The organism is Corynebacterium sp. HMSC056F09, assembly GCF_001815785.1.
In the GTDB taxonomy this organism is placed as follows: domain Bacteria; phylum Actinomycetota; class Actinomycetes; order Mycobacteriales; family Mycobacteriaceae; genus Corynebacterium; species Corynebacterium hiratae.
Genome location: NZ_KV821899.1, coordinates 85,511 through 108,872 on the forward strand (window position 1 = coordinate 85,511; position 23,362 = coordinate 108,872).

Genomic DNA, 23,362 nt, shown 5'->3' on the forward strand with positions numbered 1-23,362 from the left:
ATGACGGCGTTTAGGAGCGGACGGTGACCTTCTCGTTGTCTGCGATGTCCTCCAAGCGGTCGGCCGAGCACAAGCCCGCCACGATGACGGCGGAGCCGCCCGCAGCCAGTGGTTCGAGGACGGCCCGCTGGAAGGAAGCGCTGTCCGTCCAGCCCTGCGAAAGCACGCGTTCAGCGCCCAACTCCGTGGGGAAAAGCTCTGGTAGCGGGGTAGTGGTGCCGTAGAAGTGATCGCCGTAGAAGCGCACGGTGGGGCCGAAGTCGATGGTGCCCAGCGGCAGCTCGCCGCCGCTTTCGACAACGCCGCGGCCAAAAGGATCCTGCGTGACCAGAACCGTGTCGACCAGTGGGGCCGATGCAGAGCCGGAGCCCGCGTCCGCCGCAGCCTTGAGGTAGGCCTCCGGAGAGGTGAACACCACGGCGATATCGTCGGCGTGCGGCTGCGAGGCAGCCGCACCGTCGGTTATGTCGAAGGGGATTCCGGCGGCGAGTGCGCCGAGAGCGATGACGGCGGCCTGCCACGACACAGGAAGGTCGATGAGTATGCGGGAATCGGTTCCAGGCTCAAGGTCGAGCTCTTCCAGCAGCATGTTGGCAATCTTGGAGGTCCAGTTCTCCAGCGTTTGCGCCGAGAAGTCCATGCGGGTGCCGTCAGCTTCGTTGTAGACGCTGAGGCGGGGAGCGGAGGCATCGGCGGACAAGAGATGCTGAAGGAGTTCCATGTCCGCCCATCGTAGGTGGCGGGCGCCAAGCCCGCCACGGTGTCTTTAGTTCACGCAGCGCGGGCCATCGCCGCCCGCGTCGATCTCAGGCGAAACCTCCGCGGTACCAAAGTCATCGCCCGGGGTGCCGACCTGCTGGGTGTCGCCGCCTTGGTCGGGCTCCGCAGCAGCCTCTTCTTCCTGCGCGGAGTCATCCTTCGGGCCGGAGTAGTCATCCGTAGCCACCACGATGAAGGTGTCCGGCTCGAGCTCTTCGTTAGCCGTGACTGGCAGGCCGCCGAGCTGCTCAGCCAAGGCGTGGGCGCGCTCGTCGTTGGCATCTGCGGCAACAATCTGCGATTCGGTGTATAGACCCGACTGCGCGTTGGCCGTACGTTCCACGGTATAGCCCACGTTCTTCAACCACGCGCCGATTCCGCCGGCCATTCCGTCGACGTTGCCGGCGTTGAGGACGTGCAGGTTGAGGTTCTCAGCCACGGGCTTCTCGCCTTCCTCGGCGGCCTTGTCGGTGGCGGCGTCCTCGGACTTTTCGTCCTCCTCGGCCTTCTCCTGAGACTTGGCCAGATCCTCCATGAAGCGGTGGACCTCTGCGGTATCGATGGTCACCACCGATTCGCCATAGTCGCCCACGCCGGTAATTGAGGTCACCGGGATCGTCGTAAAGGTCACGTTGCCGCCGGCCAGCCCGGCCAGCTGGGTGACAAAACCCATGATGTCCCAACCATCGTCGATGACTACGGAGCGCTCCACGGCATCAGCAATCTTGTTGAGCTTGCCCGGAGAGGTCAGGGTTCCCGAATCCAGAACCTTCGACGTCAGCGATGCCATGTAGGCCTGCTGGCGCACGATGCGGTCAAGGTCACCGCGCGGTAGCTCATAGCGCTGGCGCACGAAGGACAGGCCCTCGGAGCCCTGCAAGGTTTGGCGCCCAGCCGGGAATTTAGCGCCCGACATCGGATCATCGACGGCGTCGTTGAGGCAGACGTCGACGCCCCCGACGGCGTCGGTAAGCAGCACGAAGCCCAAGAGACCCACCTCAGCGTAGTGGTCGACGTTGACATCAGTGAGCTTGTGCACCATCGAAATGAGACCAGCGCGGCCAGCCTCCGTGCTCTCCTTCTCCATCTCTTTCTCGGTGTGGGGAGGGGTGTTTCCTGCGGCTTCAGCCTCCGCGTTTTCCTGCTGCAACTCCTCCATCTTGTCTGCTTTGTGCAGCGCAAAGACGGCGTTTATTTTCGTGTTTCCGAAGTCCTCGTCGTGGACATAGGTATCGCGCGGAATGGATACTGCCGTGGCGCGCGAGCCATCATTGGGGATGCGGATCACCATGATGGTGTCGGTGTTTTCCTCGCCCTCATCCACACCGGCATGCAGGTCCGCCAGCTCCTGTTCGGAAAGCGGATTCCCCTTGGCATCCGTGCGAGAGTCCTTGCCCACGAGCAAGATATCTACCGCGCCATCGAGACCGTTGTCCTTGAAACCACCCTGGTTGCCCAGCGCTAGGTTGGAGGCAGAGGAGATGTCATTTCCTAGTTTTCCCACGGTGAAGTAGCCCACGCCGGAGAGCACCAGGACGACAGCAGACAGGAACGCGACGACGGCTTTCACCGGCGTCGATCCTCGTTGGGCGGTGGGCGCGGACTGCGAGGGCGCGGCCTGGATATGGCGGGCGGCGCGCGGGGAGTTCGGGGAAGTCACGGGACTAGTTTAGGTGAGCTCGCTGCAAAAACGTGAAGCAGTGTCGCGGGCGCGTGCGCACGCTGGCGTTGGGTACGCTCAAATTCATCGTGAAGAATATACAGAAACCCCTGGCCGTGGTCACCGTGACCTTTTCCCCTGGCCGTTACCTCAGCGATTTCTTGTCATCGCTGCGCTTGGCGACGTCCCTGCCTACCCTCACCATCCTCGCCGATAACGGCTCAACCGATGGGGTGCCGGAAGCCGCCGCGCGGGAGCATGAGGACGTGGAATTCCTCGATACTGGAGGAAACATCGGCTACGGCGCTGGAATGAATGCCGGCGCACGCTTCGCCCGTGCGCACGGCGTCGATGACGAGTTCTTCCTCATCGCCAACCCGGATGTGACCTTCAGTGAGGGTTCCCTCGATGAGCTGATTGCGTGCGCGCGCCGCCACCCGGATGCCGCGGCGGTAGGCCCGCGCATCGTGGAGCCGGATGGTAGCAACTACCCCTCGGCGCGCGCCGTACCGACGCTGCTCACGGGTATCGGCCACGCGCTGTTCGGAACTATTTGGCCGTCCAATCCGTGGTCGCGCGCCTATCGCGATGACGCCGATATGAACAGCGAGCGCCCGGCAGGTTGGCTGTCTGGATCCTGCCTTCTGGTGCGGTGGGAGGCCTTCGAGCAGATTGGTGGCTTTGATGAGCGCTACTTCATGTATTTGGAGGACGTGGACTTAGGGGACCGCTTCACTCGCGCCGGCTGGCGCAACATCCTGTGCCCGACGGCGGTGATTACCCACGCCAAAGGCCACTCGACGAAAGCGCATCGCGGCGCGATGCTGCGCGCCCACCACGATTCGGCTTACCGCTTCCAAGCGGATAGGCACCCGCACTGGTACCAGGCGCCGCTGCGCGCGGCCTTGTGGTTGGGGCTGCGGGTGCGCGGGCTGATTTTAAGCGCGTGCCGCGACGGCTCCTGAGTCAGGCGCGCCTATACACTAACGGTGACTTATCTGAAAGAGATTAAGGAACGATATGACTGAATCAGCGCCCCAGTGGGGATCGACGGCCGATGCCGTCATTCTGGTGGGAGGTCGCGGCACCCGCCTGCGCCCGCTGACGATTGGCACGCCGAAGCCGATGTTGCCCACGGCCAACTACCCATTCCTCCAGCACCTGCTCGCCCGTATCAAGGAAGCCGGGATTGAGCACGTGGTGCTCTCCACTTCTTATAAAGCGGAGGTCTTTGAGGAGTACTTCGGGGATGGCTCCGATCTGGGCCTGGAAATTGAGTACGTGGTGGAGGAGACCGCGCTGGGTACCGGCGGCGGCATCCGCAACGTCTATGACAAGCTGCGCCAGGACACGGTCATGGTGTTCAACGGCGACGTTTTGTCCGGCATGGATCTCAACGGCATCCTTGATACGCATCATTCCAAGGACGCCGACGTGACGATGCACCTGCTCAACGTCGCTGATCCCCGTGCCTTTGGCTGCGTTCCTACCGATTCCGAGGGCCGAGTAACGGCCTTCTTGGAAAAGACCGAGGATCCGCCGACGAACCAGATCAACGCCGGTTGCTACGTGTTCAAGAAGGATGTCATCGAGACGATTCCGGCTGGCCGCGTGGTCTCCGTGGAGCGCGAGACCTTCCCGCAGCTGCTGGAGTCCGGCCGCCTGGTGGTAGGCCACGTGGATAACTCCTACTGGCGCGATATGGGCCGCCCGGATGATTTCGTCCGCGGCTCCTCCGACTTGGTGCGCGGTATCGCGCATTCGCCGCTGTTGGTGGGGCGCACGGGTGAGTCTGTCGTGGATGAGTCTGCGGGTATCGCCGGTGGCGTACTGCTGCTGTCCGGCACGGCCGTGGGCCGCGGTTCCGTGATTGGGGCGGGCTGCCGCTTGGACGGCACAGTGGTCTTCGATGGCGTCACTATCGAGCCGGGCGCCATCATTAACAACTCCATCATTGCCTCGGGCGCGCACATTGGTGCCAACGCGCACATCGACAACTGCGTCATCGGCGAAGGTGCCACCATCGGCGCGCGTTGCGAGCTGCAGGGCGGCATGCGCGTCTTCCCAGGTGTGAGCATTCCGGACGCCGGCGTGCGTTTTAGCTCGGATGCCTAAACACCTCAGCTAGCTGGGGCAAAGCCTGGGGATAGGCACAGGTCTTGGCGCTGGGAAGTTATCTTCCCGGCGCCTCTTTTCATGCCGTGACGCATGGTTTTTATGGTGCGAATGAGATCCATGTGTTTTGCCCGACTGGGTGGCGACACGCCGAAGAAACCTTGGAATTGTTCACAGGGTCGGGGGTGGCCACTACATGTAGTACCCCCGATGATCACCCCTTAACTAGGAGATCTGTGACTGATGTGAAAGTTGGGGATGCTGTACAGCGTTTTCGCTGGAGCCCAACAAAAATCTTCCGCGACAGGTTGACGATATTTAGTGATCCGGTGTGAAATGACATCAGTGTAATCAACGGCACGGCGGGCGCGGCACCGAGAAATTGTTTCGGTGTAGGGTCGGTGCCACTGAATCAAGAGAGAAACGACCTCGGAGAAAGGAAGCGGCGTGGACAATACAACGAATAACAGCGCTATTCTCCGTGGCGGTGCTGCTGCAGAGATGTCGCTCGATGAACTCTTTGGTGCCGTCGAGCAGGAGTGGCAAGACCAGGCGCTGTGCGCCCAGACGGACCCGGAAGCCTTCTTCCCGGAAAAGGGAGGATCGACGCGCGAGGCTAAGCGCATTTGCCAGGCCTGTGCAGTGCGGGATGAATGCCTCGAATATGCCTTGGAGCACGATGAGCGCTTTGGAATTTGGGGCGGCTTGTCAGACCGTGAGCGCCGCCGATTAAAGCGTGAGATCGGTTAAGCGCAGCGGATCTAGTAGTGCAGCGTCATCGCTCCCCCTTATCGTTTGGGCCCTCAGCCCCAGCGGTGAGGGGGAGCGATGGGTTTTCAGGAGTGGTTTACCAGGTAAAGCGCGGATCGATGTCTCCGGGATCGACGTTCAGGTAATTGGCCACTAGTGCGGTAAGCACGGTCGATAGCAGTTCCTCGCGCTCCTGTGCCGACTGCACGCGCTCCTCAATGGGCATGCGGAAAATGACCAGGCGGGCGCGCGTAGGCTGACCGGCGGAATCCACGCCCGCAGGCACGATGCGCCCTAGTGGAACGGGGCCGTCGGCGATGATCTCATCCGGCATGACCGTCATGTCTACCGACAGGCGCATCCGGGGCACGGTATCAACGGCAAGGTCGAGTCCGGTGAGCTGTTCAGCAAAAGCGTTATGGATGGGGGCGTAGGCCTCGAGCACCGCCATATCGAAGCGCTCGGCGCTGCTGCGATAGCGCGGCGTGTTGTGTGGCAGCAGCGGCCCACGTGCACCGCGGCCGTGGCGGTGGCGGGCCGGGCGGATATGCGGGCGGGGCGTGCTCATGCGGCTTAGTTTAGGCCGGGCTGAAGGAGGGTTGTGGCGAGGCGCGCCGCGTTGGACTATCTAAATCTCAAGTTAGGGTTTAGACTTGGGCGCGTGACTAGCTCTCGCCATTGCTCCCGCCCCGGCTGCGGCCGTCCCGCCGTGGCGACGTTGACCTATGCCTACGCACAGCAAACCGCCGTCGTGGGTCCGCTCTCCGAAGAAACCGATCCCCACGCTTGGGACCTGTGCGAAAAGCACAGCGCCCGCATCACCGCCCCGCAAGGCTGGGAGATGGTGCGTGTTGACCGCATCGAGCTTGATGAGGATGACGACCTCACAGCGCTCGCCGAAGCCGTCCGGGAGGCCGGGCGAGTGACCACTGGCCTGGTGGATGATTCCACGGCCGGCTCCGGTGCCGATCCCATTGACTACTCCGCTACCTTCGACGGCGCCGATCCGCGTAACTCAAACCATCCTGTGTTTCGGACCCGCCGCGTCCACGACGCCCGCCAGCGCCGCCGCGCACACCTGACGGTGGTGCCGGACGCCGAGTAATCGGTCGGAGACTGATTAACCCGTCGGACATTAACTAGCCCGTTAGTTGAGTTTTAGCCCGTCGGACGCGGATTGCCGCGTCCGACGGGGGTATGCTTGTGGGCTATGCGAACTCGTGAACAGCTCAATGCAGTGATCAAGGCCTATGACGTCCGTGGCGTCGTGGGCGAGGATATCGATGACGCCCTCGTGCGCGATACCGGTGCGGCCTTCGCCGCTATCCTCCGCGAAGAAGGGGAGACCACCGTGGCGGTGGGCCATGACATGCGTCCGTCCTCCCCGCAGCTGGCCGCTGCTTTCGCGGAGGGCGCTGCCGCGCAGGGCCTCAATGTCATCCAACTCGGCCTGACGTCGACCGATGAGCTGTATTTCGCCGCCGGCCACCTGAATTGTGCGGGCGCTATGTTCACCGCCTCCCACAACCCGGCGAAGTACAACGGCATCAAGCTGTGCCGCGCGGGTGCTGTTCCGGTGGGCCAGGAGACCGGCCTGGAGCAGATTAAGGACATGCTGATCGACGGCACCCCGGCCTTCGACGGCGAGCCAGGCACCGTGACTGAGCGCGAGGTGCTCGGTGATTATGCCGACTTCCTGCGCGGCTTGGTGCCGCTGGAGAATTCTCGCCCGCTCGTCGTCGCGGTGGATGCCGCGAACGGCATGGGCGGCCACACCGTCCCGGCGGTCTTTGAAGGCCTGCCTTTCGACGTGCGTGACCTCTACTTTGAGCTGGACGGCACCTTCCCCAACCACGAGGCCAACCCACTGGATCCGAAGAACCTAGTGGATCTGCAGAAGTTCACCGTCGAGCAGAAGGCGGATATTGGCCTGGCTTTCGACGGCGATGCCGATCGCTGCTTCGTGGTGGACGAGAAGGGCCAGCCGGTGCCGCCGTCTGCCATCTGTGCGCTGGTGGCGGAGCGCTACCTGGACAAGTTCCCCGGCGCCACCGTCATCCATAACCTGATTACGTCCAAGACCGTCCCGGAGCTCATCGCGGAGAAGGGCGGCAAGGCCGTGCGCACCCGCGTGGGCCACTCCTTCATTAAGGCCCAGATGGCCAAGGAGAAGGCGGTCTTTGGTGGCGAGCACTCCGCTCACTACTACTTCCAGGAGTTCTGGAATGCGGACTCCGGCATGCTCGCGGCCATGCACGTATTGGCGGCCCTGGGTGAGCAGGACAAGCCACTGAGCGAACTGATGGCGCAGTACTCACGCTATGAGGCCTCGGGTGAGATTAACTCCACCGTGGAGGATCAGAAGGCTACGACCCAGCGCGTGCTGGATGAGCTGGCGGACAAGATTGAGTCCGTCGACGAGCTCGATGGCGTGACCGTACAGCTCAAGGGCACCGACGCGTGGTTCAACGTCCGCGCCTCCAACACTGAGCCGCTGCTGCGCCTCAACGTTGAGGCCAAGACCGCTGACGAGGTACAGGCCATCGTCGACGAGGTGCTCGCTATCATCCGCGCTTAGTGTGAAGGCACGTGCCTTCGCACGAAGACCCCGAGCCTTGAGGCGAAAACTGCCCTATCTGACGATTTTCCCCGCGTTCATTGCGGCGGGAGCGATAACTTCGTCAGATAGGGCAGTTTTAATTTGGGTCGAGCCGGCTTAGTCGCGCGAGTGGTTGACCATCTCTTCCCACTCGACAAACTTCTTGCGCTCGCGGCCCTCGGCCTCACCCAGGGCGCGCTCGGCGGCGTCGAGCTTCTTCCAGCCCTCCCAGGTCAGGTGCTCCAGCCCCTTGGACTCGAAGAGCTCGACGATGTCCTCGTCACGGGAGTGGGAGAGGTTGCCTGCTTCGGCGTCGGCAAGCAGCATGCCGATGGTCTCCGTGGCATCGGACTTGGTGTTGCCGATGAGCCCCACCGGGCCGCGCTTGATCCAGCCGGTGGTGTACAGGCCCGGCACGACCTCACCGTCGAGGTCAACCACGTGGCCGCCGTCGTTGTTGATGACGTTCTTCTGCTCGTTGAAGGGAACACCCTCAATGGCATCGGAGCGGTAGCCCACAGCCAGGTAGACGGCCTGAGCCGGCCACTCGGTGAACTTGCCGGTGCCGGAGACGGAACCATCGCCGTTGAGGGCGGTGCGTTCGGTCTTCACAGCAGTAACCTTGCCGTTTTCGCCGATGAACTCCACCGGCTGCTCGAAGAGGTGGATCTGCAGGGTGTGCGGGGCGTCCTTCGGCTCGCGGATGGCGTAGCCTTCCAGGGTCTGGCACACCAGGTCGCAGGACTTGGCCTCTTCGCGGGCCTTGAGGGAGGCTTCGTCGTAGTCGATATCCTCCGGGTCCACCACCACGTTGATGGTCGGGGAGTGGTCGAGCTCCTTGAGCTCCAGCGGGGTGAACTTGGCCTGAGCCGGGCCGCGGCGGCCGAAGACGCGGACGGTGGTGGCCTGGTTCTTGGCCAGGGACTCGTAGACGTTGTCGGGAATCTCGGTGGATTCCTTGAGTTCATCGCCGGTCTTGGCCAGGATGCGGGCCACGTCGAGGCCGACGTTGCCCACGCCGATCACCGCGACGTCAGTGGCGGAGAGATCCCAGGAGCGCTCAAAGCGCGGGTTGCCGTCGTAGAAGCCGACGAATTCGCCGGCACCATGAATGCCCTCTAGATCGGAGCCCGGGATGTTCATACCCAAGTCGCCGACGGCGCCGGTGGCGAAGACGATGGCGTCGTAGTACTCCTCGAGTTCGGAGACGGTGACATCGCGGCCCACGTTGATGTTGGACAGAAGGCGAATCTGTTCGGTGTCGAGCACGCGGTGCAGGGAGTTGATGATTCCCTTAATGCGCGGGTGGTCCGGAGCCACGCCGTAGCGGATGAGCCCGAAGGGGGCGGGCATCTGCTCGATGAGATCGATCTGAACGTTGCCGCCGGTCTTCTTCACCAGGATGTCGGAGGCATAGATGCCGGCTGGGCCGGCGCCGATGACGGCTACTTTCAGGGGCTGCTGAGTCATGATGGCCTTTCGGAATGTTGTAGTAACTAACGAAAGCTTAGGTCTAAACAAGCGTGGGTTTCATTGAACCGGCTTGTCTGCTGGAGGGCAACTGGGCCTAATTACATTCGGAGAACATTGTGGCATAAACCCAGCGTGCTTTGCATATTCGTGAGAAAATAAAAAAGACTGCTTTGTCTACTTTGTCTAGACCGGTAGGTTTTTACTAACCGACGAAAGGCAGCAGATTATGACCACCGCAACGAAGCGACGCCCGCGTGTGAAGAAGCCGGAAGGCCAGTGGAAGATTGACGGCACCGCTCCGCTGAATTCCGACGAGGAGATTAAGCAGGCCGACGATGCCCTGGCCGTGCGCCAGCGCGTTATCGATATCTATTCCAAGCAGGGCTTTTCCTCCATCCCCGCCGAGGATCTTGCCCCGCGCTTTAAATGGTTGGGCTTGTACACCCAGCGCAACCAGAACCTTGGCGGCGAGATGACCTCCAAACTCAGTAACGCCGAGTTGCAGGATGAGTACTTCATGATGCGCGTGCGCTTCGACGGCGGCCGCGCCGATCCCGCCAAGTTGCGTGCCGTAGGAGAGATTTCGCGCGACTATGCGCGCTCCACCGCGGACTTTACGGACCGTCAGAACATCCAGCTGCACTGGATTCAGATTGAGGATGTCCCCGCCATTTGGGAGAAACTGCGCTCTGTGGGGCTAGATACTCTGCTGGGTTGCGGCGACGTCCCCCGTGTCATCCTGGGCTCACCGGTAGCGGGAGTGGCCGCCGACGAAATTATCGATGCCACCCCGGCCATTGAGGAGATCAAAAATGAGTACCTCTTGCGCGATGAATTCCACAACCTTCCGCGTAAGTTCAAGTCTGCCATCTCCGGCAACGCCCGCCAAGACGTCACCCACGAAATCCAGGACGTTGCTTTCGTGGGCACGAATCACCCTGAGTACGGGCCCGGCTTCGATTGCTTTGTCGGCGGAGGCCTGTCGACCAACCCGATGCTTTCGCAGTCCCTCGGCGCATGGATTCCGCTCGAGCGCGTGCCGGAGGTATGGGCCGGTGTGGCGCGCATCTTCCGCGACTATGGCTTCCGCCGCAACCGCAACCGCGCGCGCCTTAAGTTCCTCGTAGCGCAGTGGGGCATCGAGAAGTTCCGAAAGGTATTGGAAGAGGAATACCTCGACGCGCCGCTTCTCGACGGCCTCCCGCTCCCCATCACACCCGGCAACCGCGATCATGTGGGCGTGCACCGCCAGCAGGATGGCAAGTTCTACGTCGGCGTCAAACCCACCGTGGGGCATGCCACCGGTGAGCAGCTCATCGCCATCGCCGACGTGGCCGAGAAATTCGGAATCAACCGCATCCGTACGACCCCGATGAAGGAGCTTCTCTTCCTCGACGTGGAAGAAGAGGATATCCCTGCCCTGTCCCGCGCCTTGGATGAGACGGGCCTGTACTCCCAGCCCTCGGAGTTTCGCCGCGGCGTCATCTCCTGCACCGGCCTGGAATTTTGTAAGCTCGCGCACGTGACCACCAAGGCCCGCGCCATCGAGCTCGTTGACATCCTGGAAGACACCCTCGGCGATCTCGACGTCCCGCTCTCCATCGCCCTCAACGGCTGCCCCAACGCTTGCGCGCGCTCGCAGGTATCGGACATCGGGCTGAAGGGACAGATCGTGACCGATGCCGAGGGCAATCGCGTCGAAGGATTCCAGGTCCACCTGGGCGGTGCGCTCGGCCTCTCCCCGGACTGGGGCCGCAAGTTGCGCGGACACAAGGTGGTGGCCGATGAAGTGCCCGACTACGTCATCCGCTTGGTCAATAAATATAAGGAGCAGCGCGAGGACGGCGAGCAGTTCCGCCACTGGGTCCTGCGCGCGGACGAGGAGGACCTGCAGTGAATTTTCGCCGTCAGCCCAACCCGAACCGTAACCACCCAGCCTTTTGTCCCTACTGTGCCGGGACAAACCTATTTCCCGATGAGGAAGATGATTTTGCCTGGAAGTGCGAGGAGTGCCTCCGCATCTTTTCCGTACGCTTCCACGGCCAGGACGATGCCCCCGTAGCGCCTGCGCCGGCGGTCTCCTCCACGGAGGCGCTGCAGCGCTCTCTCGCTCGCCGCGGCCACTCCACCGCGAAAGCTCACACTTGAGGAAACACACCATGACCGCCCCGACCGCTACTACCGCTTTACTAACCCTGTCACACGGCTCACGCCACCCCGAGGCCGCAGCGAACGTTATGGCCCTGACCCACGCCGCTGGCGAGCTAGCCGGGGTGCCGGCTACCGCCGCACACTTGGAATTCAATGACCCGCCGCTCGATGAGGCGGCGCGCAGCCTAGCAGCGCAAGGGGTACGCGAGGCGGTCGTTGTGCCTTTGCTCTTTACCGAGGGCTACCACCAGCGCATCGATGTTCCTGCAGCTTTGGCCCAGGCCTCTGCGGCGTCCGGAGTGCGCCTTCATCAAGCCCGTGGCCTCGGTACTGGTGAGGATATGGCGCGTCTGTTGGCTAAGCGCGTTCCCGAGGGGACAGATACTGTTGTGCTCTATTCTGTCGGCTCCTCCGATGAGCGTGCCAATGCTGCCGTCGCGGATCTAGCACGACGCGTCGGTGAGCTCACCGGATGCACAGCGAAGGTTGCCTATGCGACGCGTGGTGAGCGCGAGCCCGTTGGCTCAGATGGCAATCAGGAGGTCGTCGTGCCACTCTTTGTGAGCCCCGGCCTGCTCTTAGATCGCCTCGACGAGGATGCAGGGCACAGGGGCGGGGAGTCCCGGCAGGTGCTCCCTCCGCTGGGTGAGGCACTCGCCGGCATTGTTTCCCACCGTTATGCGGAGGTGGCCCGTGCGTAGCCTCATCCTCATCGCGATTGCGGGTGCCGCCGCGCAGCTTGTCGACGGCGGCATCGGCATGGGCTTCGGTGTTACCTCCACCACCATCCTGCTGCTGGCGGGTTTGGGACCGGCGACGGCCTCCGCCGTGGTGCACACCTCGGAGCTGGGTACCACCTTGGTCTCCGGAATCAGTCACTGGCGTTTTGGCAACGTGCATTGGCCCACGGTGCTCAAGCTCGGCGTGCCGGGAGGTTTGTCGGCCTTCATTGGAGCGACGGTTCTGTCTAACCTCTCGCTCGAGGCTGCCGCGCCCGTAACGTCTGCGATTCTCGTGGTCTTAGGCATCAACCTAGTCTGGCGCTTCTCACGCCCACGGATCAGTACATCGCAGGAGACCCGACAGCACTCCACTCCTTTTCTCGCGGGGCTCGGCGTGGTGGGAGGCTTCGTCGATGCTTCGGGCGGCGGTGGCTGGGGCCCGATTTCCACCTCGACGCTCATGGCGGTCGGCCGCGAGCAGCCGCGGCGCATCGTCGGCACCGTCAACACCGCAGAATTCCTCGTCACTTTTGGCGCCACGGCGGGCTTCATCGTTGGCCTCTGGGAGGAGATCGTGGCTAACGCCGCCGCGGTTTTAGCGTTGCTTATCGGCGGGATGATCACCGCACCGATTGCGGCGTGGCTCATCTCCCGCATTAACCCCACGCTCCTTGGAGGCTTCGTGGGCACGGCTATCGTGACGCTCAACATTCCGAAGGCCCTAGGGTGGGCGCTGGCGCATCAGCAGGTCCTTCTTCTGCAGGTCGCTGCGCTGGTCCTCGGTGTTGCTCTCACGGTCTGGGCGAACCAGCGCCGGGCTCGATCCGCACAGAGCGCGGAGGGGGATAGCATTTCGCAGCAGCGCACTGGCAGCCGAGTCGTTGAAACGACGGAGCCGACCGGCCGCGAGGGCGCCCATGCAGGCAGCTCCGCGGAATCGGAGGAAGAGCGCGTCGGAGTTGAGTAGAACTCGGGGCTAGAGCCCAGCAACCTCACCGATGACGATGACCGCCGGGGGAGCCACCGAGTGCTCCTCCATGGTGGCCCCCAGCTCCGCGAGCTCGCAGCTGAAGGCCCGCTCACCATCGAGGGAGCCCTCCTGGATGATGCGCACGGGGGTGTGGGGGGAGAGGGAGGCGTCGATCAGCGCGGCGGCGATGGCGGCCGCGTTCTTGACACCCATAATGACGGATAAGGTAGCCCCGGAACGTGCCAGCGCTGCCCAATCCACCAAGGACTTGGGGTGGCCTGGCGGCAGGTGCCCGGAGACCACAGTGAAGGCGTGGACCACCCCACGGTGGGTCACCGGCGTTCCCGCCAGGGCGGGCACCGCGACGGCCGAGGTCACCCCGGGGACGACCTCCACCGGGATGCCCGCCGCAGTGAGTGCAGTGAGCTCCTCGAAGCCACGCCCAAACACGTACGGGTCCCCGCCCTTGAGGCGGACCACGCGGCGCCCCTGGCGGGCATTCTCCACGAGGATCTCGTTGATACGCTCCTGGGCAACCTGGGCGCGGTAGGGGATCTTGGAGACGTCGATGAGCTCCTTGGCGTCAATATCGCACAGCTTATCTAGCTGGGCAGTGGGACCGAGGTGATCGGCCACGATGACCTCGGCTTCCTGCAGCGCGCGCATGCCGCGCACGGTAATCAGATCCCACGCGCCTGGGCCGCCGCCGACAAGGACTACCGGATGAATGCTCATGGCCACTGATCCTAGCTATGCTCGGGCCTATGACTTCCTATGACCCCGAAACCGTGGGCTTCTTTGACATCGCCCACGAAGGCGCCCAAGCGCGCGTGGTGGCTGCATCCGTGCCGGAGCTTGCTCGCGTGCTGGGCGGACTCCGTCCGCGAAGCCTCGTCATCCTTGCCGCCGACCAAGTTTCCCGCGCTGCCGCTCACGTTGCTGTGGGCCTAGCTGAGCCCGCTGAAGTCCCCATCATGGTTAGCGAATCGCTGCCGCGCTTTACTGGTGCCCTCGACGTCGTGGTGGTGGCGGGAGATAGCCCATGGGCGGAGCGCGCGCTGCATACCGCTGCGCGCCGGGGTTCCACGACCATTCTCCTCAACGAGATCGAGGACGCACCCGAAGACGCCATCGTCATAGACACTTTGCCCACCGCCGAAGGGATTTCCCCGGTGCGCGTGATTACAGCTGTGCATGCGGTGTACGCGGTGCTGAGCGAAGACCCAGTTCTCGTTTCTCGTCGCGTGGAGGACGTCGCCGATGCCGTGGACCGTGAGCTGGAAGCACTATCCCCGCAACGTGACTCCACGACGAATCCTGGGCGCGCGTTGCGTGAGTTCGTAGAGGGCGGCCGGGTCATCCACAGCAGCGGGCCTGATCCCTATGCGCTGTCAGAAGAGCGCACGCGCGTGCACCTCGACGCGCTTGTTGCCCGCATGGCCGGTGAGCTGTGGGCAGCCCACGGGCTGGGAGGGACCGTTGTTGACGCGGAAGGCTTAGGGCCGATTCTGCAGACAGACCAGACTGACATCTTCTATGACCCGTTTGAAGCGGAAGAGCCTTTGGTACCCTTGAGAGTTGTTTTATGGGGACAGGAAGAGGCGAACCTTCCCCACTCTTTCGCAGCAGCGAGCGCCGATACCTCCTGTGGGGAATTGGCCCGCGCGCTGCAGCTGATTACGCGCAGTTATGCCGCGACCGCCTACGACGTGAAATAGAAACAGAGGAAGTCAATGAAGTTGCTCACCAGCGCTGCCCGCAACTACTCGTGGGGTTCGCGCACGCTGATCCCCACGCTGCTCGGCGAACCGGAAGCTACTAGCCCGGTGGCTGAGCTGTGGTTCGGCGCGCACCCGGCTGATCCCTCGACGGTGGATGGCGAGAAGCTGGATGAGATCATCGCCGCGGATCCGCAAGGACAACTGGGCAAGCGGGTAGCGGAAACGTACGGCGCCGGACTGCCCTTCCTGTTGAAGATCCTGGCTGCCGCCGAGCCGCTGTCGCTGCAGGCGCACCCGTCCAAGCAACAGGCCGAGGAAGGCTTTGCTCGCGAGAACGCGGAGGGTATCGAACTCACGGCGGCCAACCGCAACTACAAGGATGACAACCACAAGCCGGAGCTCATCGTGGCACTCACAGAGTTTTACGCCATGGCGGGCTTCCGCCCCCTCTCGCAGACCCGCAGCCTCTTCGCGGCTTTGGACTGCGAAGAGCTCGCGCACTACGAGGGCATGCTCGATCCGGACCCCGCTGCCGAAGGCGACAGCCTCCGCGCGCTGTTTACCACGTGGATCACTATCCCCAGCGCTAAGCGCAAGGAGCTTATCAGCGCGGTGGTAGCCGCGGGCGAGCGCCTGCGCGAAAGCCAAGCCGGTGAGCCGTGGATGTCTACCGTGATGGGGACCGTGTCGAAGATCAACGAGCAGTACCCGGGGGACATCGGCGTGCTGGGCGCGCTGCTGCTGAACCACATCGTCTTGCAGCCGGGTGAGGCGATCTACCTTGACGCCGGACAGCTGCACGCCTATGTGTCTGGTCTGGGCGTGGAGATCATGGCCAACTCCGATAACGTGCTGCGCGGCGGCCTGACCCCGAAGTTCGTTGACGTTCCTGAGCTGGTCAAGGTCCTGACGTACCAGGCGGCGGAGGATCCGCGAGTGGAGCAAATAGCGCACGCAGACGCAGCTGGAAAGGAAGCAACGGGCAGTATTACGGGGGCCACGGCGTGGGCCTACCCGGTGCCGATTGAGGAATTCTTGCTGGACCGCGTGGAGCTTTCCGCTGCGGACTCCGCCGAGGTAGACAGCGACGGCCCGATGATCCTGCTGTGCACCGCTGGCGCGGCCACGGTGAGCAACGACGAGGGGGAGAGCGTGGACTTCAGCGCTGGCCACGCGGCATGGATTCCAGCCAGCGACCCAGCCGCCACGATCCGTGCCGCGGAGACCGAAGGCGCGGAGGTATTTGTCGCTCGCGTCTAGAGCTTAAGGTGCACCTTTAGAGGTGCACCGCTGCCGGTTCGGCGGCGGGTTCCATGGGTTTCTCGCCCGGCTTAACGGCGGTGGGGGTTTCTGCGGACGGTTCCTTCGCGGCGGGGACGTCATCCGTTGGGGCTGCCGGGGTGGGGGCCTCATTGGTCCGGTGCGCCTCGGATTCGCGCACCAGCGACTCTATCGCCTCATTGCCGTGCTGGGCAGACTCGTCCCACTGCTTTTGCTCGGCTTCGGTCGGCTCACGGTGTTCCGTAACGGAGTCAGGCTCGGCCCCGGGCTTCGGGGCTTCTTGGGCGAGCCCGGCCGGCCGCGGGTTGAAGGAATCAGAAGCCTCGGTGGGTTGCTGCTCGGTCAACTGGGGGTTGTGCTCGCGTTCCCCGCGGGATTCCTGTGGGGCCGAATCCTGCGGTGCGGCAGTCTGCGGCTCCAGGGTGGCCGGCGGTGGCGTTGGCTCGGTGTGCTGCGGGGTAGAGCCAGGTGCCACGGATTCGGAGGCCGTGGACGGGTCAGTCGAGGGAGCCGTCGCTGGGGTGGTAGCAACCGGTGCCGGCGGGTTCTGCACGTTCTGTGTCGCCTGCGGTTGCTGGTTCTGCAGCGAGGAGACGTTATCCGGGCGGTAGACGGCCGTGGGGCCAGCGGGCTCCGTGTTGTTGACAACGGCGTTCGGCGCTAAGTACGGATCCTCTGCCGGCGCAGCAACCGGCGTGTGCGAGTCCTTCGACTGGGTGGTCGTCGGAGAAGCCGTGGTGGTGTAGGAGTGCGTCGCTGATGAGGACGTGGTGGCTGTGCTGGACACCGCGGTGGCGGCCGAGGGCTTAGCCACGACGGATTCGGGTGCGCTCATGCGCCACACCGCGACGCCCACGGCGACGGCACACAGGAGGCCGGCCGCCACGAAGGCGAGGATGCGGCGTGAACTGCTCGTCATGCGGGGCGCTCTCCTAACTGCACAAAGGTCACAAGTCGGTAACAACGATAGCACGAATATAGGGATAGTAAATGGCCTGGGCAATAACCCCTGTTCATACCTCTTTCCACAATGCAGGCAGGTCGGTATTACAGGGAACTGTGGCGCAGCTGTAATAAAACGGGCTCATTGGCCGAAGCCTTGCATAAGGGCGCCTAAAGAATGGTAGAAATTGGATTAGATAGCGGCTGGCGGTGGGCGCGCCCCACGACGCCACACTGACCCACCGTGGACACAAGAAAATAGACCCCAACATAAACCCCCTGTTCGCGTAAAAGATGAAGGAGAAACAATGAGCTCATGGGATGAGGACATCTTCGCCGACGAAGTCAACGTCGACTTCTTGGATGAACTGGCAGACCTTGAGGACGAAGAGATCGTTGCCGCGGTCGATGATGCCTGCGCCCTGGCGGTCTCCGGTGAGGATCAGACCGAGGACGAGCAACGCAACGCGCTGGCGGCGGCCACGATTGCCGCGATTTGGGCGGGCGCCCCATTCAGCGCCGGGGAGGTGGTTGAGGACTACCCATTCATTCGTGATCTGGCCGGTTCCGGAAGCGAGAACCTCAACGAGCACGCCCTCGAGCTGCTCGAAGGCGTCGAGGAGGACTACGACCTCGAGCCCTTCATCGAGGCGCTTTCCTAGTACGCCAGCATGCTGATCAGTATTGAAGGAATCGATGGTGCGGGAAAGAACACCATCACCCAGCGTCTGCGGGAAGAGCTCGACTGCGAGGTCTCGGTCTTAAGCTTCCCGCGCTACGAAGACTCCGTGCACGCGCAGCTCGCGCAGGAAGCGCTCTACGGGCGCATGGGAGATCTCACCGATTCGGCCTACGGGATGGCCACTCTCTTCGCCTTGGACCGGTGGGGCGCTAAGGAACAGCTGCTCGCCGCCGAATCCGCAGACTCCTTGCTCATCCTGGATCGCTACGTGGCGTCGAACGCGGCCTACTCCGCCGCAAGGGTGGGCGGGGAGCTCATCGTTGACTGGGTCTACGAGCTCGAGTTCGAGCGTTTTGGCCTTCCCGTTCCGCAGTTGCAGATCTTCTTGGACACTGACGTCGAAGTCGCCGGCCAGCGCGCCGTAGCCCGGGCGGCGGAGGATGAGGGGCGCCATCGCGATCGCTATGAGCGGGATGCGGGGCTGCAGGCCCGCACGGCCGCTGCTTACCGTCGTCTAGCGCAGCAGCAGTGGGCTGGGCAGTGGATCGCCACCGCGGATGCCGATATGATTATCCAAGCTGTCAAGGAGCTTGTAGGAGAACAATAACGTGGCACCGAAAATCTTGGTCGTGGATGATGACCCGGCAATCGCCGAAATGCTCACCATCGTGCTCGAGGCAGAGGGGCTGGAACCTATTGCCGTCAACGATGGTAACGAGGCCATCCCGGCCTTCCGCGAGCACGACCCAGATCTGATCCTGTTGGATCTCATGCTTCCGGGCATGAACGGCGTCGATATTTGCCGTGCCATCCGCACCGAGTCTTCTGTGCCCATCGTCATGCTCACCGCGAAGACGGACACCGTTGATGTGGTTCTCGGCCTCGAATCGGGGGCGGATGACTACATCACCAAGCCCTTCAAGCCCAAGGAACTCATCGCCCGCATCCGTGCGCGCCTGCGTCGGATCGACGGGGGCTCCGGAGAGATCATCGAGGTAGGGGACCTGCTGATCGACGTTCCTGAGCACACCGTCACCCGCAAGGGCGGCGAGGAAATCTCGTTGACCCCGCTGGAGTTCGACCTCCTTTTGGAAATGGCCCGCAAGCCCGGGCAGGTCCACACCCGTGAGGCGTTGCTCGAATCCGTTTGGGGTTACCGCCATGCCTCGGATACTCGCCTCGTCAACGTGCACGTTCAGCGCTTGCGCGCCAAGATTGAGCACGATCCGGAGGATCCACACATCGTCCTCACCGTGCGCGGTGTGGGGTACAAGACTGGAAAAACCGCCGAGTAAAGGACTGCCGCTATTTTTGGTTGGTTAGCGCGAGCCCGGGATGGCATCGTCGAGCGCTGGCGTACGTCCCTGCAGACACGCGTGCTGGGCATGATGCTGGTGGCCTCCACGGTGGTCATGATCATCCTGGCCTACGCCCTGGTGTCGGTGCTCACGCAGCAGCTGGTGAGCCAGAAAGAGGACACCGCGCTGCAAGAGCTCGACCGCGCCCGCGTAGCCGTGGAGCAACAGATTGACGCGACAGGAACGGCTAACTCAACGCAGGTACGCATCAACTCCGCACGCGCTGCACTGGGGCAGATGTCGGCACAGCAACCCGATGCCCAGGCCGTGTACGAGCCGGTCATCCTTGTGGAGAACTCCGACGGCACAGCCACCACCTCACCGGAGGGTTACCGCATCCCCGATGGCATGCGGGAGCTCGTCGGTCAGGGCCAAGTCGTGCAGCAGTACGCCACGGTGGACCAGCAATCGGGGGCTACCTACAACGCACTGATGGTGGGCACGCCCATTGAAAGCGACATCCCGAATACCCAGGTCTACCTCGTGTTGTCCATGGAATCTGAGGAATCCACGATGGCGCTCATGCGTGGTTTGCTCTCCGCTGCTGGAGTGGTCGTCGTGGTTCTCCTCGTGGGCATCGCGTGGCTGGCTACCCAGCAGGTGATCGTGCCGATTCGCTCTGCCTCGCGTATCGCGCAGCGCTTTGCCGCCGGTCACCTGCGTGAGCGCATGGTGGTCAACTCGGATGATGAGATGGGCCGCCTTGCCTCCTCCTTCAACGACATGGCGGATAAGCTCTCCAAGCAAATCGCCCAGCTGGAGGAGTATGGCGATCTCCAGCGGCAGTTCACCTCCGACGTGTCGCACGAGTTGCGCACGCCGCTAACCACGGTGCGCATGGCGGCGGATGTCATCGCGGAGGACGCGGATGAGTTCAACCCTTATACCAAGCGCTCGGCGGAGCTGCTTATCAAGGAGCTGGATCGCTTCGAGGACTTGCTGGCGGATCTGCTGGAGATCTCTCGCCACGATGCGGGCGTGGCGGATCTGTCCACGGCCTCCATCGATATTCGCTCCTGCGTAGACTCCGCGTTGAGTCAGGTAGAACACCTCGCCGCCGAGCTCGACGTGGACGTCATCGTTCATATTCCGGAGGAACCCGTGGCCGTCGAATGCGATTCACGGCGTGTCGAGCGCATCCTGCGCAACCTGCTCGCGAATGCCATCGACCATTCTGAGGGAAACCCCGTCACCGTGGATATCGGGGCGACGGAGGACGCCGTCGGTATCGCAGTCACCGACTCCGGTGTTGGCCTCAAGGAGGGCCAGGAGGAGTTGGTGTTCAACCGATTCTGGCGTGCGGACTCTTCCCGTAAACGCCATTCTGGCGGAACCGGTCTGGGCCTTGCCATCGCCCGCGAGGATGCGGTGCTGCACGGCGGTACGTTGGACGCTATTGGCTACTTTGGCGTGGGCTCGCGCTTCCGCCTTATCCTGCCCCGCACACCAGACCAGAAGGTAGAGTCCGAGCCCATCGCTTTGGAGGTCCCAGGTGCACCGGGGCAGGTCGAGGCAGAAGAACAATCCGCGCTCGAGTTGACCTCGGAGCCGGACATGCCCGTGTTGAAAGGTGATTCGGACACAGGAATCGTGTGGCCTTCAGAGCGCGAATCCCGTGGCGTGGACACGCCTTTCAATCACAACACCGTTCCTGATTTCGAGGAGGAGGCCCAGCGATGATGCCGGCCCGCCGCCCACTCGCAGTGTTCAGCTGCGTTGCGCTCATAGCCCTCGTCGGGTGCTCGACCTTGCCGAACAACACGGATCCGCAAGTGATCGGGACTTTCGAACCGCATGACCGGGCAGACGATGCTGTCGTCGAACCGCGTACAGATAGCGAGCCTGATCTCCTCGTGCGTGACTTCTATTCGGCGGTGGCGATTCCCACCGGTAACTACGCCGCCGCCCGCACCTTCCTTTCGACGAATATAGCTAATTCCTGGGACCCCACGGATACCGTTCTGGTGGTGGATTCCATCGATCTCGTGACGTCCAATATGGAAGACGGCGACCTGGAATACTCGGTCCGCGGCAATATTATTGGCCGTTTGGCCAATGGCGGGGCTTATGTCCCCGATAATTCGCGCATCGAAGCAACCGTCCGACTGCGCCAGTTCAATGGGCAATGGCGCATCACGGATTTGCCCACTGGTGCTGTGATTGAGCGCACCGAACTGCGCAACCGCTACCGGCCGCAGTCGCTGTACTTTTTCGATACAACCCAACGCCTGCTGGTGGCGGACCGTCGTTGGCTCTATTCGGGGAAGGAGTCAATCGCCTCGGAGCTAGTGACCCTGCTGCTGCAGGGGCCGTCCTCCGATATCGCGCCGGCGACGTCCACCTTAAGCCCCAAGGACGCTACCTTCTTGGGAATCAACGATGGCGTCTACGAGTTCAGCGGGATGGCAGGAATGACCCAGGAGGAGCGCCTCAAGTTCGCCGCCCAGTTGGTCTGGACCCTCAACAACGCAGAGATCACGAAATCAGTGCGCGCCACCATCGATGGCAGCCCGCTTGTCGACGGCATGGAGGAAATGACCATCGATGACTTTGCTGAGTTCAACCCAGAGGTGGCTGCCCAGTCCGTGCCTAAGCTCTACGCGGTCAATGACGGCTCACTCCTCGAGGTTAAAGGTGAAGGCAGCACCGAGGTGCAGGGAATGGCCGGGCAGATTCACGATATCCAGTCCGCGGACGTCTCCGATGAGGGCATGGTCGCCGCGGTACGCAAGCGCTCTGAGAAGGAGTCACAGCTGGCGATGGGCGAGCTCGGCCACGAGCTCAAGGATTCGGTCAAGGGTGAAACTTTAGCCCGCCCCACCTTCGAGGTGGGAGGACAGGTGGCGTGGACCGTCGTCGACGGCAAGCACGTGGTCCGCGTGACACGCTCGCCGGCCACCGGCGAGCTGAGCACCGCGGAGGTGGACACCTCCGCATTAGAGAACGTGGAAGGCGAAATCTCCGTCATCCGGCTGTCCCTGACGGGAGCGCGTATCGCCATGATTATCGATGGCAGCATTTATACCGGTGTGGTTGCCCGCGCGACGTCGGGTGAGCGGCGCATCGTCAACGTTCACCAGGTGGGCCCAGAGCTGGCCGGCTCTGCTTTGTCGGTGGAGTGGCAGACAGACGGCTCCCTGCTCGTGGGTACCTCGGCGTCGAGCTCTCCGGTGTGGCGCATCGAGCAAGACGGATCTTCGGCCACCACACTGCCCACCGGAAATATCACCGCACCCGTGGTCGCGGTGGCCTCTTCGCCGTCGACGCTTTATGTCACCGATGCGCATGCGCTGCTGCAGCTTCCCGCGGGTGGATCCGAGCGTTCTTATTGGCGTGAGGTCGAAGGCCTGCAGGGAGTGCGTTCCTCTCCGATTATCGCTCGTTAGAGGACAGCTCAGGAGTCAGGCTAGAGTTGGGTGCATGCCGAAACATCGGGGGATAGGTGAGGCCACCGCCGCGCTCATGGAGCTGTTCCTCCCGCGCCCGTGCGCCGGGTGCGGGGGTGAGACCTCTGCGGGTGGCGTGCTGTGCGCTGCCTGCCAGCACCACCTGCGCCAGATTCCGCGCCGTGTGGAACGTCCGCAGCCATTAGGGTTTCCGGCGTGGGCGCTCGGACCGTATTCCGATACCCGCCGCGGGGTCATCATCGCGATGAAGGAACGCGGACACCAGGCGGTGCGCGCGCACTTAGGCGCGGTGCTTGCCGCTGGCATCGACTACCTGCGCGCCCGCGGCGACATTCCGGAGACCGCGCTGTTGGTGCCCGCCCCGACACGGGCGTCGTCGGCCCGCAAGCGTGGTGGTGATCCGGTGACCGCGCTATGCCAGGCGGCGTCTGCTCGGCTTCCTGGTTGGGACGTGGTTAATGCCTTGATGACGGCCGAAGGCAGTGCGGATCAGTCGCAGCTCAACGCCGCGGAGCGCACAGACAATATGCGCAGTGCCGTGCGGTTGCTGCCGGCCGCCCGTACGTTGGCGGGGCGCAGCGTGCTGCTTGTCGACGACGTCATCACGACCGGCGCGACACTCCGCGCCAGCGCAGCTCGCGTGTGGGCCGTCGGGGGTGACGTGGCGGGGGCGATTGCCCTGGCAGATGCGTAGGGTGGAGCGACATCCAGCGTCTGTAGAGGGGGCCAGTGAACCCGTTGGTTATGACCAGTGGTAGCATGAGGGGTGTCA

Annotated in this window: 23 protein-coding genes; 17 read left to right on the plus strand and 6 right to left on the minus strand. The window is 63.1% G+C overall.

Annotated elements, in window-relative coordinates; translation table 11 throughout:
• Positions 1-10: 10 nt before the first annotated feature.
• Positions 11-721 carry a TIGR03089 family protein gene (locus HMPREF3056_RS02765; RefSeq protein ID WP_070512253.1) on the minus strand — a complete coding sequence of 237 codons (711 nt, stop codon included), beginning with the start codon at positions 719-721 and terminating at the stop codon, positions 11-13.
• 45 nt (positions 722-766) lie between these two features.
• Complete coding sequence (locus HMPREF3056_RS02770; protein ID WP_246822459.1) at positions 767-2,419, minus strand: LCP family protein; 1,653 nt, start codon at positions 2,417-2,419, stop codon at positions 767-769.
• Positions 2,420-2,508: 89 nt separating this feature from the next.
• Here HMPREF3056_RS02770 and HMPREF3056_RS02775 point away from each other — a divergent pair, with 89 nt between their 5' ends.
• The 3 genes from HMPREF3056_RS02775 to HMPREF3056_RS02785 all read left to right on the plus strand — a co-directional run bounded on the left by HMPREF3056_RS02775 (position 2,509) and on the right by HMPREF3056_RS02785 (position 5,284).
• The gene (locus HMPREF3056_RS02775; protein ID WP_168167366.1) at positions 2,509-3,384 is read left to right on the plus strand and encodes a glycosyltransferase family 2 protein; all 876 of its coding nucleotides are present in this window, start codon (positions 2,509-2,511) and stop codon (positions 3,382-3,384) included.
• A 55-nt stretch (positions 3,385-3,439) separates the two neighbouring features.
• Positions 3,440-4,534: a mannose-1-phosphate guanylyltransferase gene (locus HMPREF3056_RS02780; RefSeq protein ID WP_049156050.1), complete on the plus strand. Its 1,095-nt coding sequence runs from the start codon at positions 3,440-3,442 to the stop codon at positions 4,532-4,534.
• 501 nt (positions 4,535-5,035) lie between these two features.
• On the plus strand, positions 5,036-5,284 hold the full coding sequence (locus tag HMPREF3056_RS02785) for a WhiB family transcriptional regulator (RefSeq protein WP_005528147.1): 249 nt from the start codon (positions 5,036-5,038) through the stop codon (positions 5,282-5,284).
• Positions 5,285-5,381: 97 nt separating this feature from the next.
• Here the strand turns inward: HMPREF3056_RS02785 and HMPREF3056_RS02790 are convergent, their stop codons facing one another.
• On the minus strand, positions 5,382-5,852 hold the full coding sequence (locus tag HMPREF3056_RS02790; protein WP_070512251.1) for a metallopeptidase family protein: 471 nt from the start codon (positions 5,850-5,852) through the stop codon (positions 5,382-5,384).
• A gap of 93 nt (positions 5,853-5,945) precedes the next feature.
• On the opposite strand from HMPREF3056_RS02790, the gene HMPREF3056_RS02795 reads away from it, so the two are divergent.
• Together HMPREF3056_RS02795 and HMPREF3056_RS02800 are read left to right on the plus strand one after the other, a co-directional pair.
• Positions 5,946-6,389, plus strand: a complete 444-nt coding sequence (locus tag HMPREF3056_RS02795) for a DUF3499 domain-containing protein (protein ID WP_080975101.1) — start codon at positions 5,946-5,948, stop codon at positions 6,387-6,389.
• Positions 6,390-6,494: 105 nt separating this feature from the next.
• Positions 6,495-7,862 (plus strand): phosphomannomutase/phosphoglucomutase, encoded by a 1,368-nt coding sequence (locus tag HMPREF3056_RS02800; protein WP_070545219.1) that lies wholly within the window; start codon positions 6,495-6,497, stop codon positions 7,860-7,862.
• A gap of 138 nt (positions 7,863-8,000) precedes the next feature.
• On the opposite strand, the gene HMPREF3056_RS02805 is transcribed toward HMPREF3056_RS02800, so the two are convergent.
• Entirely contained in the window at positions 8,001-9,353 is a 1,353-nt protein-coding gene (locus HMPREF3056_RS02805) for an FAD-dependent oxidoreductase (protein WP_070545217.1), read from the minus strand.
• A gap of 229 nt (positions 9,354-9,582) precedes the next feature.
• Between HMPREF3056_RS02805 and HMPREF3056_RS02810 the strand changes: the two genes are divergently transcribed.
• The 4 genes from HMPREF3056_RS02810 to HMPREF3056_RS02825 are packed head-to-tail and all read left to right on the plus strand — an operon-like array spanning position 9,583 to position 13,196.
• Entirely contained in the window at positions 9,583-11,253 is a 1,671-nt protein-coding gene (locus HMPREF3056_RS02810) for a nitrite/sulfite reductase (RefSeq protein WP_070754059.1), read from the plus strand.
• A complete protein-coding gene (locus HMPREF3056_RS02815) occupies positions 11,250-11,504 on the plus strand; it encodes a hypothetical protein (protein ID WP_070754060.1) in 255 nt (84 codons plus the stop codon). Before HMPREF3056_RS02810 ends, HMPREF3056_RS02815 begins: the two co-directional genes overlap by 4 nt.
• Positions 11,505-11,515: 11 nt before the next feature.
• Entirely contained in the window at positions 11,516-12,208 is a 693-nt protein-coding gene (locus tag HMPREF3056_RS02820; RefSeq protein ID WP_070754061.1) for a sirohydrochlorin chelatase, read from the plus strand.
• Positions 12,201-13,196, plus strand: a complete 996-nt coding sequence (locus tag HMPREF3056_RS02825; protein WP_070754062.1) for a sulfite exporter TauE/SafE family protein — start codon at positions 12,201-12,203, stop codon at positions 13,194-13,196. Before HMPREF3056_RS02820 ends, HMPREF3056_RS02825 begins: the two co-directional genes overlap by 8 nt.
• Before the next feature lie 9 nt (positions 13,197-13,205).
• Here HMPREF3056_RS02825 and cobA read toward each other — a convergent pair whose 3' ends face one another.
• Entirely contained in the window at positions 13,206-13,934 is a 729-nt protein-coding gene (gene cobA, locus HMPREF3056_RS02830; RefSeq protein ID WP_052750512.1) for a uroporphyrinogen-III C-methyltransferase, read from the minus strand.
• A 29-nt stretch (positions 13,935-13,963) separates the two neighbouring features.
• On the opposite strand from cobA, the gene HMPREF3056_RS02835 reads away from it, so the two are divergent.
• Positions 13,964-14,917, plus strand: coding sequence for an exopolyphosphatase (locus tag HMPREF3056_RS02835; protein WP_246818603.1), 954 nt, complete (start codon positions 13,964-13,966; stop codon positions 14,915-14,917).
• A 15-nt stretch (positions 14,918-14,932) separates the two neighbouring features.
• Positions 14,933-16,180, plus strand: coding sequence for a mannose-6-phosphate isomerase, class I (manA, locus tag HMPREF3056_RS02840; protein ID WP_046647440.1), 1,248 nt, complete (start codon positions 14,933-14,935; stop codon positions 16,178-16,180).
• 16 nt (positions 16,181-16,196) lie between these two features.
• Here manA and HMPREF3056_RS02845 read toward each other — a convergent pair whose 3' ends face one another.
• The gene (locus HMPREF3056_RS02845) at positions 16,197-17,120 is read right to left on the minus strand and encodes a DNA-directed RNA polymerase II (protein WP_046647441.1); all 924 of its coding nucleotides are present in this window, start codon (positions 17,118-17,120) and stop codon (positions 16,197-16,199) included.
• Positions 17,121-17,451: 331 nt separating this feature from the next.
• On the opposite strand from HMPREF3056_RS02845, the gene HMPREF3056_RS02850 reads away from it, so the two are divergent.
• The 6 genes from HMPREF3056_RS02850 to HMPREF3056_RS13695 all read left to right on the plus strand — a co-directional run bounded on the left by HMPREF3056_RS02850 (position 17,452) and on the right by HMPREF3056_RS13695 (position 23,284).
• A complete protein-coding gene (locus tag HMPREF3056_RS02850) occupies positions 17,452-17,805 on the plus strand; it encodes a DUF4259 domain-containing protein (RefSeq protein WP_046647442.1) in 354 nt (117 codons plus the stop codon).
• A 9-nt stretch (positions 17,806-17,814) separates the two neighbouring features.
• The gene (locus tag HMPREF3056_RS02855) at positions 17,815-18,432 is read left to right on the plus strand and encodes a dTMP kinase (RefSeq protein WP_049156073.1); all 618 of its coding nucleotides are present in this window, start codon (positions 17,815-17,817) and stop codon (positions 18,430-18,432) included.
• Between the two features lies 1 nt (position 18,433).
• The gene (gene mtrA, locus HMPREF3056_RS02860) at positions 18,434-19,120 is read left to right on the plus strand and encodes an MtrAB system response regulator MtrA (protein ID WP_046647444.1); all 687 of its coding nucleotides are present in this window, start codon (positions 18,434-18,436) and stop codon (positions 19,118-19,120) included.
• A gap of 69 nt (positions 19,121-19,189) precedes the next feature.
• Positions 19,190-20,863, plus strand: a complete 1,674-nt coding sequence (mtrB, locus tag HMPREF3056_RS02865) for an MtrAB system histidine kinase MtrB (RefSeq protein ID WP_304440002.1) — start codon at positions 19,190-19,192, stop codon at positions 20,861-20,863.
• Positions 20,860-22,569: an MtrAB system accessory lipoprotein LpqB gene (lpqB, locus tag HMPREF3056_RS02870; protein WP_070517840.1), complete on the plus strand. Its 1,710-nt coding sequence runs from the start codon at positions 20,860-20,862 to the stop codon at positions 22,567-22,569. The genes mtrB and lpqB overlap by 4 nt, the downstream gene beginning before the upstream one ends.
• Positions 22,570-22,603: 34 nt before the next feature.
• On the plus strand, positions 22,604-23,284 hold the full coding sequence (locus HMPREF3056_RS13695; protein ID WP_070701069.1) for a ComF family protein: 681 nt from the start codon (positions 22,604-22,606) through the stop codon (positions 23,282-23,284).
• The last annotated feature ends 78 nt before the right edge of the window (positions 23,285-23,362 follow it).